The 18423-nt window shown below is 73.3% G+C and carries 13 protein-coding genes; 3 read left to right on the forward strand and 10 right to left on the reverse strand.

Annotated features, from left to right (window positions below):
• Positions 1–266: 266 nt before the first annotated feature.
• Entirely contained in the window at positions 267–995 is a 729-nt protein-coding gene (locus ACQP10_RS27030) for a metal-dependent hydrolase (protein WP_179827012.1), read from the reverse strand.
• Positions 996–1657: 662 nt separating this feature from the next.
• Between ACQP10_RS27030 and ACQP10_RS27035 the strand changes: the two genes are divergently transcribed.
• Together ACQP10_RS27035 and ACQP10_RS27040 are read left to right on the forward strand one after the other, a co-directional pair.
• The gene (locus ACQP10_RS27035) at positions 1658–2446 is read left to right on the forward strand and encodes a PadR family transcriptional regulator (protein ID WP_346022984.1); all 789 of its coding nucleotides are present in this window, start codon (positions 1658–1660) and stop codon (positions 2444–2446) included.
• Positions 2447–2453: 7 nt separating this feature from the next.
• Positions 2454–3092 (forward strand): DUF1707 SHOCT-like domain-containing protein, encoded by a 639-nt coding sequence (locus ACQP10_RS27040; protein ID WP_346022985.1) that lies wholly within the window; start codon positions 2454–2456, stop codon positions 3090–3092.
• Between the two features lie 102 nt (positions 3093–3194).
• Here ACQP10_RS27040 and mug read toward each other — a convergent pair whose 3' ends face one another.
• The 6 genes from mug to ACQP10_RS27070 form a co-directional block, all read right to left on the reverse strand.
• A complete protein-coding gene (mug, locus tag ACQP10_RS27045; RefSeq protein WP_428837531.1) occupies positions 3195–3794 on the reverse strand; it encodes a G/U mismatch-specific DNA glycosylase in 600 nt (199 codons plus the stop codon).
• A gap of 43 nt (positions 3795–3837) precedes the next feature.
• Positions 3838–5256 (reverse strand): sugar porter family MFS transporter, encoded by a 1419-nt coding sequence (locus ACQP10_RS27050; protein WP_346022987.1) that lies wholly within the window; start codon positions 5254–5256, stop codon positions 3838–3840.
• A 296-nt stretch (positions 5257–5552) separates the two neighbouring features.
• Entirely contained in the window at positions 5553–6710 is a 1158-nt protein-coding gene (locus ACQP10_RS27055; protein ID WP_346022988.1) for a VLRF1 family aeRF1-type release factor, read from the reverse strand.
• Positions 6711–6912: 202 nt separating this feature from the next.
• Positions 6913–9450, reverse strand: coding sequence for a polynucleotide kinase-phosphatase (locus tag ACQP10_RS27060; RefSeq protein ID WP_433539971.1), 2538 nt, complete (start codon positions 9448–9450; stop codon positions 6913–6915).
• 5 nt (positions 9451–9455) lie between these two features.
• Positions 9456–10943 (reverse strand): 3' terminal RNA ribose 2'-O-methyltransferase Hen1, encoded by a 1488-nt coding sequence (locus ACQP10_RS27065; RefSeq protein WP_399499351.1) that lies wholly within the window; start codon positions 10941–10943, stop codon positions 9456–9458.
• 175 nt (positions 10944–11118) lie between these two features.
• A complete protein-coding gene (locus ACQP10_RS27070; protein WP_346022991.1) occupies positions 11119–12042 on the reverse strand; it encodes an LLM class F420-dependent oxidoreductase in 924 nt (307 codons plus the stop codon).
• Between the two features lie 149 nt (positions 12043–12191).
• On the opposite strand from ACQP10_RS27070, the gene ACQP10_RS27075 reads away from it, so the two are divergent.
• Entirely contained in the window at positions 12192–13340 is a 1149-nt protein-coding gene (locus tag ACQP10_RS27075) for a hypothetical protein (protein WP_433539972.1), read from the forward strand.
• A 41-nt stretch (positions 13341–13381) separates the two neighbouring features.
• Here the strand turns inward: ACQP10_RS27075 and ACQP10_RS27080 are convergent, their stop codons facing one another.
• From ACQP10_RS27080 to ACQP10_RS27090, 3 genes are all read right to left on the reverse strand, one after another.
• Complete coding sequence (locus ACQP10_RS27080; RefSeq protein WP_399499353.1) at positions 13382–14848, reverse strand: ATP-binding protein; 1467 nt, start codon at positions 14846–14848, stop codon at positions 13382–13384.
• Positions 14849–14971: 123 nt separating this feature from the next.
• Entirely contained in the window at positions 14972–16225 is a 1254-nt protein-coding gene (locus tag ACQP10_RS27085; protein WP_346022994.1) for a class I SAM-dependent RNA methyltransferase, read from the reverse strand.
• 70 nt (positions 16226–16295) lie between these two features.
• Complete coding sequence (locus ACQP10_RS27090; RefSeq protein ID WP_346022995.1) at positions 16296–18356, reverse strand: APC family permease; 2061 nt, start codon at positions 18354–18356, stop codon at positions 16296–16298.
• Positions 18357–18423: the final 67 nt, after the last annotated feature.

Genomic DNA, 18423 nt, shown 5'->3' on the forward strand with positions numbered 1-18423 from the left:
GCGTCGCGGCTCGGGGGCTCTTGCCCGGTGTCTTCCCTCGCTGTGCTCATGGCGACGCTGCGCGTCGCGGCTCGGGGGCTCTTGCCCGGTGTCTTCCCTCGCTGTGCTCATGGCGACGCTGCGCGTCGCGGCTCGGGGGCTCAGACCCGGTGTCTTCCCTCGTCGTTCGCTCGCTTCGCTCGCTCTCTCCTCAGTCCAGACACCGGCGCCCCCTCGCGGCGCTCATCAGTCCAGACACCGGCGCCCCCTCGCGGGGTGTGGGCCTCTCAGAACTGGACGAACCGCATGCAGAGCAGGCCCACGACGATCAGGGAGAGCAGGGGGGCGAGGAACTTCTGCTCGAAGGCCCGGCCGGTCTTGATGCCGATCTTCCACGGCAGCACCCAGCGCGCGCGTATCGGCCACAGCACCGGGCAGCCCTTCTCCGTGCAGCAGTCCCCGACGACGTGGATGAGAGAGCCGATCCCGACCGCCAGCCCGAGCCAGGCGTAGCCCACGTGGTAGCTGCGGAACACGATGAACAGCCCGGCCGTCAGGCCGATGTCGACCATCGCGGAGGCGACCTTGTTGCCCGGGACGCCGATGCCGACCGCCCGGATCGCCAGGCCGATGAGCAGCGCGACCAGGATGTCCCGGCCGAGGGGGTAGGTGTTGGCCAGGTAGTGGGCGCCGAACCCGACGGCGACCGCGAACACCAGCGAGTGGGTGGCGTTGCGGTGACCGCCGCTCAGCCACGCCACGGCCTTGCTCAGCACCCAGGTGACCGGCCCGAACGTCTGGGCGATCGTCGCGCTGGGATGGTCCAGGTCGGGCAGCATCGCGGCCCCGGCGCAGACCAGCGTCCCGGCGATGAACTCCGCGGGGGTGAGCGCGTTCACCATGACGCCGGCGTCCACGAACCGGGAGGACTCGGTGAGCAGCGGCAGCGCGGCCAGCGTCGGCGCCACCCCCAGCCAGGCGACCGCCCCGGTGAGCGCGTGCGTATGCCCCATCATCGGCCCAACACCCCTATCAAGATCACTAGAGGGAGAGTACGGCAAAGCCTCTCAAAAGGAGCGGACAGTGCCATCTTCCGCCCTTGGCGTGTCGCCCGGGCGTGATCAGTGTCTTACCGGCGGGGCACCCGCCGGGCCGTACCGGTGAGGTCCGCTCACCCGAGGACGGAACGCCCGGCGCGACGGGAGGCGAGGCGTCGGGGGCGGCGGTGATCGGGCGCCGGGAGCGGCGGAGAAGCGGCCGGGAACGGAGAAGGACCCGCCGGGAAACCCGGCGGGCCCTCACCTTGCCCCTGGAAACAACAGACGGGACCGTTCCGTGCCGAAAGCACCCCCCAGCCCTTCCGACACGGAACGAATCCCGTCTATGTCATTTGTAACGCCCAGGTCTCGGTGGTTGTTCCGAAATCCGCTGAGAATTAGGTGATCTACCTCACTTTTTTGCCCGATGACCTCGATCTCGGCCTCGAACCCCCTCTCCGGCCGCCCCGAACCCCCTCTCCGGTCACGTCCGAATCACCGCGGCAGCGGCGGGCGAACGGGCGGCGGTGCGCGACCCGCCCCGCCGGGCTTGATCGTCTTCGGGGGTTGCCGACGGAATAGTATCGATATATCTTTGAAGCATCGAGAACGTTCGGAAGACGATCGGCACGGAGGTGCACATGAGTTCCGCACACGCCATGGGCGGCCCCTGGGAGGCCGCCGACCCGCGACGGATCCGGCGAGAGATGAAGCGCGCGGCAAGGGAGGCCGTACGGGCGATGGCCACCGGTTGGCACCAGGACGCGCCGCACCACGGCGGTCACGGCCCGCACGGTCCGCACGGGCAGGGCCCCCACGAGGGCGGGCCGCACGAGCACCGCCACCGCGGGCACCGCGGCCCCTTCCCCGGCGGCTCCTTCCCCTGGGACTTCGGCAGGCGCGGCCCCTTCGGCGGGCCGTTCGGCGGCGGTCCGTTCGGCGGTGGCCGCGGCCAGTTCGGCAGGGGGCGCAAGGCCAAGCGCGGCGACGTCCGCGCGGCGATCCTGGCCCTGCTGTCGGAGGAGCCGCGCAACGGCTACCAGATCATCCAGGAGATCGCCCAGCGCAGCCAGGGAGGCTGGAAGCCCAGCCCCGGCGCGGTCTACCCGGCGCTGCAGCAGCTCGCCGACGAGGGCCTGGTCCTGTCGGAGGAGAGCGACGGCCGCAAGTCCTTCCGGCTCACCGACGCCGGCCGGGCCTACGTCGCCGAACACGCCGACGAGCTGCGCGCCCCCTGGGAGGAGATGACCCCCGAGGTCGACGACAGCACCTGGGAGCTGATGGACATCGTCCGGCAGGCGGGGTTCGCCATGACCCAGATCCTGCAGACCGGCAGCGACGCCCAGATCCGCCAGGCCCGGCAGACGCTCGTCGAGACGCGCCGCAAGCTGTACCAGATCCTCGCGGACGGCGACCAGGACGAGGAGTGATCAGGCGATGACGTCCCACGACGATCTCCGCATCGGAGACGCCGAGCGCGACGCGGCGGTGTCGGCCCTGCGCGAGCACTACGCGCGGGGCCGGCTGACCCTGGAGGAGTTCGGCGAGCGCGTCGACCTGGTCCTGGCCGCGCGCACCGGCGGCGAACTGGCCCGGGTCGGCGCCGACCTGCCCGGCGGGTACGGCGGGCGGGGCACGGGCCCCGAGGGCGGGCACGAGGGCCTCACGGAGCATGCGGGACACGAGGGACACGGAGGGCACGGGGACCCCGGCGGGATCCACCCCCCGCGCCCCGCCTGGCGCCGCCACGGCCGGCCGCCGGCGTTCGTGTTCCTCCCGGTGATGCTGGTGGCCGGGGTGGCGGCCGCCGGGTTCGGGGTGCTCCGGATCCTTCTCACCGTCTGGCTGATGATGGCGGTGATGGGGATGGTCCACCGGAGGCGGTCGCGGGCGCGGGGCTGGGAGCACCGACCCCCGGCGGCCCATCCGATGGCGTGGGGGCCGCATTCCGGGGGCCGGGGCGGATGGGGTCCGGGCGAGGGCGGCGCGTGGCCTCCGCGGCCCTGGAGGCACCACGCGTGGGGTCCGCACGCCGGGTACCGGGGACGGCGGCCGGGCCGCAGGCGGCCCTTCTGACGCGCGGCCGGCGGCACACACGGCAACGCCGTACGGCCGGGGCACCGCGGAGAACGCGGCGCCCGTGAGGACACGGGGCGTGAGGCTCCGGACTCCGGGTCCTCACCCGCGCAGCGACTCCCGCAGCCTGCGCAGCTCCCCCACGATCCGGTCGAGGGGCCAGTGGGCGTTCAGTCCGCTGGGGTTGGGCAGCACCCACACGGCCGTGTCGCCGATCGCGGCGTCCTGCGGCCCGACCGCCGCCTTCGGGTCGCCGAACGCGGTGCGGTAGGCGGTCACCCCGGCCACCGCGAGCACGCGGGGCCGGATCTCGTTGACCAGCCGGACCAGCCGCTCGCCGCCCGCCCGGAACTCCTCCGGGGTCAGCTCCGCGGCCTGCGCGGTGGCCCGCGCCACGACGTTGGTGATGCCCAGGCCGTACGAGGGCAGCTCCGCCTGCTCGCTCGGGTCGAGCAGGCGGGGGGTGAACCCCGACAGGTGCAGCGCGGGCCAGAAGCGGTTGCCCGGCCGGGCGAAGTGGCGGCCGGTGGCGGCCGAGTACAGGCCCGGGTTGATGCCGCAGAACAGCACGTCCAGCGACGGGCCGAGCACGTCGTCGACCGTACGGTCCCTGGCGGCCTCGAGCTCGGCCCGGGTCGGCGGCGGGGTCCTTCGCGGTGTCCTACGCGAGGTCCTCGGCGGCGCGTCCCCCCGCGGGGGCAGGGGACGCGCCGGAGCGGGTTCTCCGGGGATCACGGCCACGAACCTAACCCATCTCCTCGAGCTTGCGCCCCTTGGTCTCCCGCACCTTGAACACCACGAAGGCAAAGGACAGGGCGGCGAAGCAGGCGTAGATGACGTAGGTGGCCGACAGGTTCCACTCCGCCAGGGAGGGGAACGAGACGGTGATCAGCCAGTTGGCCAGCCACTGGGCGGTGGCCGCCACCGACAGGGCGACGGCCCGGAGCCGGTTGGGGAACATCTCGCCGAGCAGCACCCAGACCACGACGCCCCACGACAGCGCGAAGAACAGCACGAAGACGTGCGCCGCGACCAGCGCGACGGCGCCCTGCGTGGCCGGCAGGGTGACGTTCTCACCGGACGGCACGCCCGCGCTGAACGCCCACGCGGCGGTGGCCAGCGCGACCGCCATGCCCGTGGAGCCGATCAGCAGCAGTGGTTTGCGGCCGATCCGGTCGACCAGCGCGATGGCGATGAACGTGCCGACGATGTTGATGATCGAGGTGGAGAAGCTGATCAGCAGCGAGTTGCTCTGGTTGATCCCGACCGACTGCCACAGCGACGCCGAGTAGTAGAAGATGACGTTGATGCCGACGAGCTGCTGGAAGGCCGACAGCAGGATGCCGATCCAGACGATCGGCAGCAGTCCCAGCGCCGGGCCGCGCAGGTCGCGCAGCCGGGTCCGCTGCTCGGTGTGCAGCGACTTCTTGATCTCCGCGATCCGGGAGTCCAGGTCGGTGTCGTCGCTCTCCACCTCGGCGAGGACCTTGCGGGCGCGCTGCGTCTTGCCGGCCGCGATGAGATACCGCGGCGACTCGGGGATGACCGACGCGAAGATCAGGTAGAGCGCGGCGGGCAGCACGCAGGCGCCGAGCATCCACTGCCACGCCTGCAGCCCGAACAGGGTGTTGTTGACGTTCCCGCCGGCGAACTGCGCGATCCCGTAGTTGACGAGCTGGGATACGGCGATGCCGAGCACGATCGCCAGCTGCTGGAAGGAGCCCAGGCGGCCACGGTAGGCGGCCGGGGCGACCTCGGCGATGTAGGCGGGGCCGATCACCGACGCCATGCCGATCCCGACGCCGGCGAGGACCCGCCACAGCGCCAGGTCCCACACGGCGAACGGCAGCGCCTGGCCGACGGAGCTCACCGCGAACAGGATCGCGGCCACCTGCATGGTCCTGGTGCGCCCCCACCGGTCGGCCATCCCCCCGGCGATCCACGCGCCGACCGCCGACCCCAGGAGGGCGATCGCGACGACGACCCCGGTCTCGGCCGCGCCGATGCCGAAGTGCTTCTGGATGCCGGTGACCGCTCCGTTGATGACGGCGCTGTCGTACCCGAAGAGGAACCCGCCGATCGCCGCCGCGGCGGTGATGAAGACGACGTGCCCGAGGTTCTCGTTGGATGTGCTTGATGATCCTGATGAGGTAGTACCGACCATGACCGTCCTTTCCCCCGAAAAAGACATGTATCCGCAGATCAGCACAGAGACATTGACCCGCTCTTGTCACGGGGGGTGGTACGGCATCGCGAAGGGCGACGTCCCCGCCGCGGGCCGGCGGAACGCGGCTCGTCGGCGTGCGGCCCGACAGTGCCCGACAGTGCCCGAGAGCACCCGACGGCGCCCGGCGGATCCGGTGACACCGGCCGGGCGTACGGGACCGGGACGGCCCGACGGGCTCCGTGTGAAAGTCTTTCACGGTGACCGGGCGGTGACCGGCCCGGGTCCGCGGCCGGTCACCAGCGCAGGATCGCCCCGACCCCGTCGACGTCGGCCAGGGCCTCGGCGGCCGCGCCGTCCAGGACGATCACCTCGGCGTCGATGTCCAGGGCCCGCTCGATCATGCGCTCGCCCATCCTGGTCTCCTCGGTGATCTCCGGATTACCCGGCGGGGTCGCGTACGGCGGGTAGAGCAGCCCGTCCGCGGCGCACCTGCCGCTCCACTCCCGGGACTCGTCCAGCAGGAGCTGCGCCACCCGGCTGTCGTTCAGCGCGCCGAGCGTGTCCGCCAGGCCGAGCGACCCCCGCCCGCCGGACAGCGCCCCGTCCCTGGCCTGGCCGGCCAGCAGGGCGCCCAGGCGGGTCCTGGCCTGCTCCAGCTGCGGCCGCACCCGCTCGACCAGCTTCGTCGGGGACCCCGGCTCCGCCACCGAGCCGAGCTGGATGACGTCGCCGTTCAGCTCCCCGGCGAGGATCTCGCCCAGCGGAGGGTCGCCGAGCACCACGGTCGCGGTCCAGCCGCGGTTCGCGGCCTCCTCGGCGACGCGCTGACCCGCCTCGCGCGTCAGGCGGGCGACGTTGTCGGCGACCCTCCTCTCGAACCTGTCGCGGTAGGGGGTGCCGTGCGAGGGATAGTCGGTGCGCGAGGGGCCACCGGGGTCACGCCAGTCGTCGGAGGCGATCTCGAAGCGCATTCCGCCGAGGTCCTCGGCCTGGCCGTACCGGTAGTCGACCACGCGCGTCCCGTCCCGGGACACCACGACGATCCCGGCGGGCGGCGCGGTCTCCACGGTGTTGACCAGCGGGCGCACGTACGCCGTCGTCTCCAGCACCATCTGGTCGGCGACCGGCAGCTGGAAGGAGAAGGTCCGCGCCTCGTCCCTGCCGACCGGGGCGAACAACACCCGCCCCACCCCCGGCCGGGACGGGTCGAGCAGTGCGTGGAAGTCGCGCTCCAGCCCGTCCAGCCGCTTCAGGACGGCCGTGCGCCGCGCCCGCTCGGGGTCGGCCTCGGCCCGCCCGCGCAGCTCGCCCAGGTCGTTGGCGAACTTGATCCGCCACGCGGGGCGCGACCCCGGGTCGGCCCGGGGGTCCACGGTCACGTAGAAGGACAGGACCCCCAGCTCATCGCTGATGGAGACGACCTCCCTCAGGGCAGCGCGGTCGAACCTCACGACGTCCCCCTCCGATGGTCCGGGCCACAAGCCTGATCCGGGCTCCAAGCCTATGGACCGGTACGGAAAGGACTCGCCGGGCGGGCGGGGAAATATCCCGCTCCTGTCCCGGTCTTTACCGGGGGATCACCGTCCTCCCCGAGGTTCGCGGACGCGGGCCCGCCCGGCGCGGCCCGGTGCCGCCCGGACGTGCCCCCGGGAGCTACAGGCGCGGGTCCACCGGCTCCGACTCCAGCGCCAGGACCGCGAAGACCGGTTCGTGGACCCGCCACAGCGGCTCGCCCTCGGCCAGCCGGGAGAGCGCCTCCAGGCCCAGGGCGTACTCGCGCAGGGCCAGCGAGCGCTTGCGGCCCAGGAAGCGATGGCGCAGCTCCGGAAGGCTCTCGGTGTAGTCGGGGCCGTAGACGATCCGCAGATACTCCCGGCCGCGCACCTTGATGCCGGGCTGCGCCCGGCTTCCCTCCGGGGCGTCCAGCGGCTTGACCACCATGCCCTCGCCGCCGGCGGCGGTCAGCTCCGACCACCAGGCGGTGGCCGCCTCCCGGGAGGAGTCCGAGGCGAGGTCGGCGAACACGTGCCGGGTGGGCGCGATCAGCGGGTCGGTGAGCCGCGAGAGAGTCTCCAGGTGCCAGGTGTGCGGCTCCAGGGCGGTGACGCGGCCCTCGCAGGCCAGGATCTGGAACGGCGCCAGCCGCAGGCCGTCCAGTCCGTCCACTTCCCAGCAGTATCGCGCATAGGCGTCCCGGAATCGGGCAGCGTTATCCAGGCGGCGACGGGTGCGGTCCAGCAGATCGCCCACATCCAACCCGCGCCCGGCCGCCGCCTCCAGCGCGGCGACCGCCTCGGGCAGAGCGGCGCGGGCCGCCGCCCCCACCGACGCGTACTGGCTGCGGATCAGCCCCTCCGCCTTCGCCGACCAGGGCAGCAGCTCGCCGTCGAGCACCAGCCAGTCGGTGCCCAGCTCGTCCATGAGCGGCTCGCATGCCCGCCGGAGCCGGTCCACCAGCCCGGTGGTGTCGTCGAAGAAGGACCGGCCGGTGCGGGTGTGCACGACCCCCGTGCTCCCGTCGGAGACCCCGAACCGCGCGGCGGCCGTCTCCGCGTTCCTGGCGAGCACGGCGACCGCCCGCGACCCCATGTGCTTCTCCTGGCAGACGACGCGGGTGACCCCGGCCGCGGCGAACTCCGCGAACGCCTCCTCCGGGTGCTCCAGGCAGCCGTCGAGGGCGGAGGTCTCCGGCGGCGCCATCGTCGGCGGCAGGTAGACCAGCCAGCGCGGATCGACCGCGAACCGGCTCATGATCTCCAGTGCCGCGGCCGCGTTCTCCTCCCGGACCTTGATACGGCCGCCGCCGTGGCGCACCTCGACGTGCATGGGGCCCCGGACGTCGCTCGCGGCGAGCGTGCCCGGGTCGCGGCCGCCGGGGGCGGAAACCGGCCGGAGCGGCCGGAGCGGCTCGTACCAGGTCTTCCCGGCCGGCACCGAGACGATCTCCTTCTCGGGGTAGCGCAGCGCGGTGAGCCGGCCGCCGAACACGGCCCCGGTGTCCAGGCAGATCGTGTTGTTGACCCACTCGGGCTCGGGGACGGGGGTGTGGCCGTAGACGACCGTGGCCCGGCCCCGGTACTCCCGCGCCCAGGGGTAGCGCACCGGCAGGCCGTACTCGTCGGTCTCGCCGGTGGCGTCGCCGTACAGCGCGAAGGAGCGCACCCGCCCCGAGGCGCGGCCGTGGTACGCCTCCTTCAGCCCGGCGTGCGCGACGACGAGCCGTCCGCCGTCGAGCCGGTAGTGGCTGATCAGCCCGTTCATGAAGGTCAGCGCGGCGGCGCGGAACTCCTCCGGCTCGGCCGCGAGCTGCTCCAGCGACTCCGCGAGGCCGTGGGCGACCCTGACCTTGCGGCCGGCGAGGGCGCGGGCGAGCTTCTGCTCGTGGTTGCCCGACACGCACAGCGCCGTCCCGGCGGCGACCATGCCCATGACCAGCCGGAGCACGCCCGGCGTGTCGGGCCCGCGGTCGACCAGGTCGCCGAGGAAGACCGCCGTCCGGCCCTCGGGGTGGGTCGCTCCGGCGCCGTCGGGGTGGATCTCCCAGCCGAGGTCGCGCAGCAGCGCCTCCAGCTCGGCGCGGCAGCCGTGCACGTCGCCGATGATGTCGAACGGGCCGGTCAGCTCCCGCCGGTCGGTCCACGCCCGCTCGGTGACGACCGTGGCGGCCTCGATCTCGTCGGTTCCGCGCAGCACGTGGACCCGGCGGAACCCCTCGCGGGAGAGGCCCCGCATCGACCGGCGCAGGTCCTTGGCCTGCCGCCGGATCACGTGGGGCCCGAAGTCCCGGTCGGGCCTGGCCGCGTTGCGCCCGGCCGCGACCGGCTCGGGCACGTCCAGGACGATCGCGTCGGCGAGCACGTCGTGGGCCTTGGCGAGCTCGACGAGCTTCCCGCGCGCCTCCCGCTGGACGTTCGTGGCGTCCACGACCGTCAGCAGGCCGCGCCGCAGGCGGGTGCCGACGATGTGGTGCAGCACGTCGAAGGCGTCGGCGCTGGCGCCCTGGTCGTTCTCGTCGTCGGCCACCAGTCCGCGGCAGAAGTCGGAGGAGATGACCTGGGTGGGCGCGAAGCGGCGGCGGGCGAAGGTCGACTTGCCGCTGCCGGAGATCCCGACGAGCACGATCAGCGACATCTCCGGCACGACGATCTCGGTGCTCCCGGTGGTTCCGGTGCTTCCGGTGGTCTCGGTCATCCCGGTCACTCCCCTTCCCGTACCGTCTCGTCCACCCGGGTGAACACCGCCAGCTGGGTGGGCGGCCCCGCCTCGGAGTCGTCCTCGCCGACCGGCCGGAACTCCGCCCGGTAGCCGTTGCGCTCGCCCGCCCCCAGCGCCCACGCCCGGAACTCGGCGCGGGTCCACTCGAAGCGGTGGTCGGGGTGGCGCATGCCGTCGAGGAACTCGTAGCGGACGTTGTACTCGGCGTTCGGCGTCGTCACGATCACGTGCCGGGGACGGGCCGCGCCGAAGACCACGTGCTCCAGTGCGCCCAGCCGGGACGGGTCCACGTGCTCGACGACCTCCATGAGCACCGCGGCGTCGTATCCGGCGAACCGGTCGTCGGTGTAGGTCAGCGCCCCCTGGAACAGCTCCAGCCGCTCCCTGGTCCGCTCCGGCATCCGGTCGAGCCGGAGCCGCCTGGCGGCGACGGCCAGCGCCTGCGTCGAGACGTCCGTACCGGCGACCCTGGTGAAGGCGGGCCGCTCCAGCAGCGCGCCGACGAGCTGCCCCGACCCGCAGCCCAGGTCGATGACCGTACGCGCGCCCAGCTCCTCCAGCACGCCGATCACCGCCTCCCGGCGCAGGACGTTCAGCGGGCGCCGGGACGGCGCGTCCGGCGCGGTCTCCTCCCCGGCGGCGCCGGGCGTCCCGGGCGCACCGGGCTCATCACGTACGGCGGGGTCGGCGGGGTCCTCCTCGACGGGCGGCTCCAGCGCCTCCGCCACGTCGTCGCCCAGTTCGGCCAGGCGGGCGAAGGCCGCCCGCTCCAGCGCCCGGCGGCGGCCCAGGTAGCGGCGGGTGATCAGGTTCCGGTCGGGGTGGGCCGCCAGCCAGGACTCCCCCGCCCGGATGAGCTTGTCGACCTCGTCGGAGGCGACCCAGTAGTGCTTCGAGTCGTCCAGCACCGGCAGCAGCACGTAGAGCTGGTTGAGGGCGTCGGCCAGGCGCAGCTCGCCGCGCAGCGTCAGCCGGACGTAGCGAGAGTCGCCCCATCGGGGGAACCGCTCGTCCAGCGGCACGGCGTCCGCCTCGACCGTCCAGCCCAGCGGCTCGAAGAACCGGCGGGCCGCCTCCCGTCCGCCCCGGCAGGGCAGGGCGGGCAGCGTGATCTCCAGCGGGATCGGCCGGGCGGCCAGCTCGGGGCGGGCGGCGCAGCGCCCGGCGCGGGCGGTGCGGAACACGTCCCCCAGGGCCACGGCCAGCAGCGACGACGCGGCGTAGGGCCGGTCGTTGACGTACTGGCCCAGGGCGTAGTCGGGGGTGGACCGGCCGCGGGAGCGGACCAGGCGGACCGGGTCGACGTCCAGCATGAGCGCGGCGGTGCAGCGCTCCTCGTCCGCCTCGGGGTAGAAGACGCGGGCCATGCCGTACGACTGGCCGAACTCCTGGACCCGGCCGGGGTGCTTGTGCAGCAGGAACCCGAGGTCGGTCGCGGGGCGCGCGGTCGTGGAGATCGTGATCAGCACCCGCGACAGTCTGCCTCATACCCGGCGAACCGGGCCATGGGTTAACCGGCCCCGGACCGGCCGGCCCCGCGCGGCGGCGCGGCGGCCGTGCGGGGCAGGGCGGGGCAGGGCGGCGGCCGGGCGGGGCGGGAGACGCCGCGGCCGTGCGGGGCTGACCGGACGGGAGGCGCGGTGGTCAGACGTGCGGGAGCACCTCGGCGGCGATGAGCTCCAGATGGTCCAGGTCCGACAGGTCCATGACCTGCAGATAGAGGTGCTCGGCGCCCAGCTCGGCGAACCTGCCGATCTTCTCGGCCACCTCGGCGGGGGTGCCCGCCAGCCCGTTGGCGCGCAGCGCGGCGAGGTCGTGCCCGGCGGCCTGCGCCCGGCGCGCGACCTCGGCCTCGTCGGCCCCGACCGCCACGGTCTGCGCGGCCGACAGCACGATCGCGTCCCGGCCGGCGGCCTCGCACGCCTTCCTGACCCGGTCGAACGCCAGTTCGGTGTCGCCGAGGTCGTGGAACGGCAGGTTGTACTCGTCGGCGAACCGCGCGGCCAGCCGCGGGGTCCGCGTGGCGCCGAACCCGCCGATGATGATCGGCGGCCTCGGGCTCTGCACCGGCTTGGGCAGGGCCGGGGAGTCGGCCAGCCGGTAGTGGGCGCCCTCGAAGGAGAAGGTCTCGCCGGGAGGCGTGGACCACAGCCCGGTGACGATCTCCAGCTGCTCCTCGAACCGGCTGAACCGCTCGCCGACCGGCGGGAACGGGATGCCGTAGGCGGTGTGCTCGGCGTCGAACCAGCCCGTCCCCAGCCCCAGCTCGACCCGGCCGCCGCTCATCTGGTCCACCTGGGCCACGCTGATCGCCAGCGGGCCGGGCAACCGGAAGGTGGCGGGACTGACCAGGGTGCCGAGCCGGATCGTGGAGGTGTCCCTGGCCAGGCCGGCGAGGGTCACCCAGGCGTCGGAGGAGCCCGGTCCGGGGTCGCCCTCGCTGATCCGCAGGTAGTGGTCCGACCGGAAGAACGCGTCGAACCCGAGCCGCTCCGCCGTCCGCGCGACCGTCAGCAGTTCCTCGTAGGTGGAGCCCTGCTGCGGTTCAGTGAAGATCCTCAACTTCATGTCCCCCATTATCCGGGCACACCGGACGGCATCCGCAGAAAGCCCGCCCCGCGCCGCGGGCCCTTGCTAGCGTTCGAACCTTGAGAAGCGCCGGGTGGCGGATCCGGCGCGCAGAGCGACCATCGGACGGCATCGAGGAGGGGGACCCCATGCCGGTCACGACAGACCGCTCCGCGACCCGCCGTTCCGGCGGGCCGGGCACCCTGCCCCGGCCGTTGACCGCGCTGGCGTCGGCCGTGCTCCTGGCCGGGACCGGCGTCGCGGTGTGGCTGCTGCCGTCCGGTCCGGTGAACCGGCCCTGGGCGGGCGGCCCCGGGCCGGAGGGCTCGGCCCGCGGCGGGGCCGCTCCCCGCCCGGTCCCCTCCGGTCCGGGCACCCCCGGTTCCGGCTCCTCCAGGCCCGGACCCTCCCGGCCGGATTCCCTCCCGTCCGCCGGACCCGGACCGGCCCGGCCCGAGCCGCCGACCGGCCGTCCGTCCGGCGTCGTGCCTTTCGCCGACGTCGCCCGCGATCCGTCGTTCACCGGGTACGGCACGGCCGGGCGCTCCCGGTGGGTCGTCCTCGGCCACCTGGTGGCCGTCGGTGACGGCTGCGCCGCCGGATGGGCGGGCCTGCCCGGGCGGGCCGGCGCGATCGTCTCGCGCCTCGGCCCGATGCGCGCGGCCGGCGGCGAGGTGGGTGTCGTCTTCGGAGGTCCCGCGGGCCGCGAGCCGGCCGCCGCCTGCGCCGACCCGGACCGGCTCGCCGCCGCCTACCGCCGGGCGATCGGCGCGCTGGGGGCCTCCTACGCCGCCTTCGAGCCGCAAGAGCCGGACGGCCCGGAGACCGTGCTGCGCCGTGCCCGCGCGATCGCGGCCCTCCAGCGCGAGGCGGCGGCGCGCGGCCGTCCCCTCACGGTGGGCGTCGCGCTGCCGGCCACCTCGGCGGGGCTGACCCCTCGTGGCCGGGCGATGCTCAGGTCCACCCGGCTGGCCGGTGTGGAGATCGGCGCCGTCGAGCTCCTGGTCCCGCTCGACCGCACCCCGGCCGGGCGCGCCCGTCTCGGCGCGGTCGCCGCGGCGGTCCGGGCGGCCCAGCCCCAGGTCGCCCGGTCTCTGGGCCGCCCGGCCGCCTGGGACCGGATCGCCCTGTCGCCGGTCCTGACCGGCCCGCGGGGGCTCACCGACGCCGAGACCCGCACGCTGACCGGCTTCACCGCCCGCAACGGCCTGGCCTGGCTGTCGGTCCGGGAGGCCGCCCCCGCCTCCGGCCCCGGCGGGGCCCGCCTCCTGGCCGGCGCCCCCGGCCGGGAGAGGTGAGGGCCGCCGGCGTCCCGTGGTGAGGCGTTCGCGGTGCCGGTTCACTCCCCTCGGTACATGCGGTGCAGGTCGACGAGTTCGACGTCGCCGCGCCGACCGGCTTCGCGCCGGAGGTCGCCGGTGAAGCCGGAGCGGGCGAAGAGCAGCAGCCTGGGCGGCGCTCCCACCCGGGCGTCGGGCAGCAGCCCGCGCAGATGCTCAAGGCGCTCCAGCTGCGGCAGACCCACGGGTGTGAGGGTCCCCTTGGCCTCGCCCACAGCGGTGATCCGCTCGGGTCCGAACGCCGGAGACTCCGCCACCACCAGATCCAGCTCGTGCCCGCGCCGGTGCTCTCGGCAGGAGATCTCGGTCGGGCGCACCCAGGTCGCCCGGCCTCCCAGGCTCTCCGGTGCGGCGTGTTCGAAGCACCACTGACGGGCCAGCTCCTCGAAGTGCGGACCGTAGATCTTTCCGGCGACGGTGTCGGCGTTGTCCGCCCAGACGCGATCGGCCCGGCCCACGACGAGTTCCGGCTCGTGCCGCTGGATCAACAGCTGGTGCAGCCGTACCACGGGCTCGGCGACCCGGAAGACGCTGCGCTTGTCCCTGACGGCGTCCTCGACCTGCTCCAGCAGACCGATGTCCTGAAGCCCGGAGAGCAGATGCGCCAGCGCGCTACTCGGCCGTCCCAGGGCTCCCGCGATCTCCGACCGCCGGTGGTGTCCGGCGCTCACAGCCGCCAGGACCGCCGCGTACGACGTCGGGTCCGAGATCGACGGCTCCTCCCGTAGGAGCAGCCCGCCTTCGCGGAACATCGCGGAGGCGGGATTCAGCAGCCGGCGGGCCACCCACCGGTCGAAGTCCGCCAGGTTCTCCGGTCCCGCTCCCCCGCACATCTCCTTGTACGCCGGGGTTCCGCCCACCAGGGCGTGCAGCCGGAACGCCAGCTCGGGGTCCTCCTCCACGCCCCAGAACTCGGCCGCCTCCCGGAACCGGAAGGGCCGCACCACCAGCTCCATGACCGCCCGCCCCCGCAGCGGGGCGCCTCCACCCAGCAACTGCGCCATGGTGGTCAGCGCGCTGCCGCACAGGATCAGTCTGGTGCGGGTGTGCTCCTTGGCGTGGCTCAGCGGGCTGAGCGCCTGCTGGAGGTAGGAGGGCAGGGCGGGGGTCGCCGACACCAGGTACGGAAACTCGTCGATCACCACCGGGACCGGGGCGTCCTCGCCGATCCGCAGCAGCTCGTCCAGAGCCTCCCGCCAGTCGCCGAACAGCATCGGCCGCCGCAGTCCCCGGAACGCCGCGTACGCGGCACCCAGATCCGCGAGGTTCTGCGCCTCGCTCTGCTGGGTCGCCCCGAACAGGAACCCCCCCGTCTGGCGTGCCAGCAGCTCCAGCATCAGCGTCTTCCCTTGCCGCCGCCGCCCGTACACCAGCCCGAGTGAGGCTCCGAGCTGCTCCGATGCCGCGAAGTCGTCCAGCTCCCGCCACTCCGCGTCCCGCGCGAACAACCGCTTCGGCTTGGACATCGACGATCACCTCAGAACTATGATAGTTGCAACTATCATAGTTCTCCCAATATCAACGGAGGCGGTCTCCGTCCGTTGAGCCGTCGGAGGCGGAGACGCCCCGCCGGTCATCGGAGGTCCGGGTCAGTCGCCCTTTCCGGCGGGCTTCAGGAGGGCGACGCACTCCACGTGGTGGGTCATCGGGAAGGCGTCGAAGGCGCGCAGGTCGGCGAGGGTGTAGCGGTGGTCGGCGAACCAGGCGAGGTCGCGGGCGAGGGTGGCCGGGTCGCACGAGACGTAGACGACGCGGCTCGCGTCGAGGTCCGTGACGTGTTCGACGACTTCGCGGCCGAGGCCGGCCCGGGGCGGGTCGACGACGACGATGTCGGCGCGCTCGATGTCGAACCGGTCGAGGGCGTCCTCCACGCGGCCCCGGGCGAACCGGGCCTGGGGCAGGTCGCGGAGGTTGCGCTGGGCGTCGCGCACGGCGGCGGCGTCGGACTCGACGCCGAACACGGCGCCCTCCTCGCCGACCGCCTCGGCGAGCGCGGCGGCGAAGAGGCCGACCCCGCAGTAGAGGTCCAGGGCCCACTCCCCCGGCCGCGGGACGGCGAACTCCATGACCGCGTCCCGCAGCGCGGCGGCGGCGCCGGGGTGGATCTGCCAGAAACCGCTGCCGGTGACCTGGAAGTCCCGGTCGCCGACCCGCTCGACGACGTGGCCGCGGCCGTGGACCGCGCGGGTGCGGCCCCTGCCCTCGTCGACGAGGACGGCGACGCTCCGGTCGAGGTCGGGCACGGCCACCGTACGGCGCGGCCGGGGGGTGATCACCACGGCCTGGTCGCCGGTTCCGGAGGCGATGACCTCCACCGCGGAGGCGTTGCGCCAGTTCATCACCTCGACGCCGACGTTCTCCACCTCGGGGTGCGCGATCAGGCAGAGGTCCACCGGCTGGACGTCGTGGGAGCGGTGGCGGCGCAGGCCCGGGACGCCGTCGCGGTCGACGGCGAACTGCACGCGGGTGCGCCAGCCGAGGCCGTCGGGGGCGCCGGGGACCTCCTCGACGACGCCCTTCCACTCGATCCCGGCCAGGCGGCGCAGCTGCTCGGCGACGACCTCGGTCTTGAGCAGGCGCTGGGCGTCGAGGGAGGCGTGCTGCCAGTCGCAGCCGCCGCAGAGGCCGGGGCCGGCGAAGGGGCACGGCGGGGTCACCCGGTCGGGTGAGGGCTGGAGGATCTCGACCGCGTCGGCGCGCAGGAACCGGGTGGTCTCCTCGGTCACCTCGGCCATGACGCGCTCGCCGGGCAGGGCGTGGCGGACGAAGACCACCCGGCCGTCATGGCGGGCGACGCACCAGCCGCCGTGTGCGACGGGCCCCACCGTCAGTTCGATCGCCATGATCTGATGCCCCCAAAGATTTCTGTCGAGCCTCCCCGCGGTCCGGAGCGCATACGACGTATACGAAAGATTAAGCCTTGGTGTCCTGGCCGCGATCCATGCCCTGCGGCACACCCCCGGACCAGGGGCGGCGGACGGCCGTGGCGGCGGCCCGCTGGGCGCGGCGGCTCTTGAGGCGGTCGGCGGAGTGCAGCTGCCAGGGCACGCTGGTCACCATCACGCCGGGCTGGAACAGCAGGCGGCCCTTGAGCCGCAGCGCGCTCTGGTTGTGCAGCAGGTGCTCCCACCAGTGACCGACCACGTACTCGGGGATGTAGACGGTCACCACGTCGCGCGGCGAGCGGCGGCGCAGCGACTTGACGTACTCCAGGATCGGCCTGGTGATCTCGCGGTAGGGCGAGTCGAGGGTCTTCAGCGGTACGGCGATGCCCCGCCGTTCCCACTCCTCCTGCAGCGCCCTGGCCTCCTCGCCCTCCACGCCCACGGTGACGGCCTCCAGGGTGGAGGGGCGGGTGGCGCGGGCGTAGGAGAGGGCCCGCAGCGTCGGCTTGTGGATCTTGGAGACCAGGACGACGGCGTGGTTGCGCGCCGGCAGCATCGACTCGTCCACCTGCGTGTCCTCGGCGATGGCCAGTTCCTGCGAGACGTTGTCGTAGTGGCGGCGGATGGCCTTCATCATCAGGAACAGCACGGGCATGGCCACGCAGACGATCCAGGCGCCGTGGGTGAACTTGGTCAGCAGCACCACCACCAGCACCAGGCCGGTCATGATGCCGCCGAAGAAGTTGATCACCCGGGAGCGGCGCATCCGGGCGCGCGCCGGCGGGTCCTCCTCGGTCTTCAGGTGGCGGGTCCAGTGCCGCACCATGCCGGTCTGGCTGAGGGTGAAGGAGACGAAGACGCCGACGATGTAGAGGTTGAGCAGGCGGCTGACGTCGGCCTGGAACCCCCACAGCAGCAGGCAGGCCCCGGCCGCCAGGATGACGATGCCGTTGGAGAAGGCGAGCCGGTCGCCCCGGTTGTGCAGCTGGCGGGGCAGGAAGCGGTCCTGGGCCAGGATGGCGCCGAGCACCGGGAAGCCGTTGAAGGCGGTGTTGGCCGCCAGGAACAGGATGAGCGCGGTGACGGCGGCGATGACGACGAAGAACACCGACCCGTTGCCGAACACGGCCTCGGCGACCTGGGCGATGATCGGCGGCTGGTTGTAGCCGGGCCCGGCTGGCCGGCCGTCGATGAGCACGCTGGTCGCGGCGGTGGCGGGGTCGGCGAGTTTGACGCCGGAGGCCAGGCCGAGCGTGATGATGCCGACGAACATGGTGATCGCGATCAGGCCCATCATCAGCAGCGTGGTCGCGGCGTTCTTGCTCTTGGGCTTGCGGAAGGCGGGCACGCCGTTGCTGATCGCCTCCACGCCGGTGAGGGCGGCGCAGCCGGAGGAGAACGCCCGCAGGATCAGGAACACCGCCGCCAGGCCCGCGAGGTCCGACTGCTCGCCGACGATCTGGTAGCCGGCGGTGGGCGCGCGCAGCTCGTCGCCGAGGACCAGCAGCCGGAAGCCGCCCCACAGGACCAGGCCGATGACGGCGAACATGAAGGTGTAGGTGGGGATGGCGAAGGCCGCCCCGGACTCGCGGATGCCGCGGAGGTTGACGATCGTCAGCAGCACGACGATGAGGATCGCGATCTGCGGCTTGTGCTCGGCGACGTAGGGGATCGTCGCGCCCACGTAGTCGACGCCGTTGGCCACCGACACCGCGACGGTGAGGATGTAGTCGACCATGAGCGCACTGGCCACGGTGAGGCCGGCGTTCTGCCCGAGGTTGACGGTGGCCACCTCGTAGTCGCCGCCGCCGCTGGGGTAGGCGTGCACGTTCTGCCGGTAGGACGCGACGACCGTGAGCATCACCACGACGACCGCGGCGGCGACCCAGGGGGCGAAGCCGTAGAAGGAGACACCGGCGATCGACAGGATGACGAGGATCTCCTGGGGCGCGTAGGCGACCGAGGAAAGGGCGTCACTGGCGAAAACCGGCAGCGCGATGCGCTTGGGGAGCAATTGCTCATGCAGCTGCGTACTGCGCAGCGCGCGCCCGATGAAAAGGCGCTTGACGAGGTCCGTCACCTTTGACACGTCTGCCGATGCTAGCCGCTGCCAAACCCCGCCGACACGGCACTCCCCCACAGGGCCATACTGGCTA

The sequence above is a fragment of the Streptosporangium sandarakinum genome, from assembly GCF_050942225.1.
GTDB classification, from domain to species: Bacteria; Actinomycetota; Actinomycetes; order Streptosporangiales; family Streptosporangiaceae; genus Streptosporangium; species Streptosporangium nondiastaticum.

Bases quoted from the DNA above. Each gene is read 5' to 3' on its own strand.
- ACQP10_RS27030 (WP_179827012.1), bottom strand. From the start codon at position 995: ATGATGGGGCATACGCACGCGCTCACCGGGGCGGTCGCCTGGCTGGGG.
- ACQP10_RS27035 (WP_346022984.1), top strand. From the start codon at position 1,658: ATGAGTTCCGCACACGCCATGGGCGGCCCCTGGGAGGCCGCCGACCCG.
- ACQP10_RS27040 (WP_346022985.1), top strand. From the start codon at position 2,454: ATGACGTCCCACGACGATCTCCGCATCGGAGACGCCGAGCGCGACGCG.
- ACQP10_RS27050 (WP_346022987.1), bottom strand. From the start codon at position 5,256: ATGGTCGGTACTACCTCATCAGGATCATCAAGCACATCCAACGAGAAC.
- ACQP10_RS27060 (WP_433539971.1), bottom strand. From the start codon at position 9,450: ATGACCGAGACCACCGGAAGCACCGGAACCACCGGGAGCACCGAGATC.
- ACQP10_RS27070 (WP_346022991.1), bottom strand. From the start codon at position 12,042: ATGAAGTTGAGGATCTTCACTGAACCGCAGCAGGGCTCCACCTACGAG.
- ACQP10_RS27075 (WP_433539972.1), top strand. From the start codon at position 12,192: ATGCCGGTCACGACAGACCGCTCCGCGACCCGCCGTTCCGGCGGGCCG.
- ACQP10_RS27080 (WP_399499353.1), bottom strand. From the start codon at position 14,848: ATGTCCAAGCCGAAGCGGTTGTTCGCGCGGGACGCGGAGTGGCGGGAG.
- ACQP10_RS27085 (WP_346022994.1), bottom strand. From the start codon at position 16,225: ATGGCGATCGAACTGACGGTGGGGCCCGTCGCACACGGCGGCTGGTGC.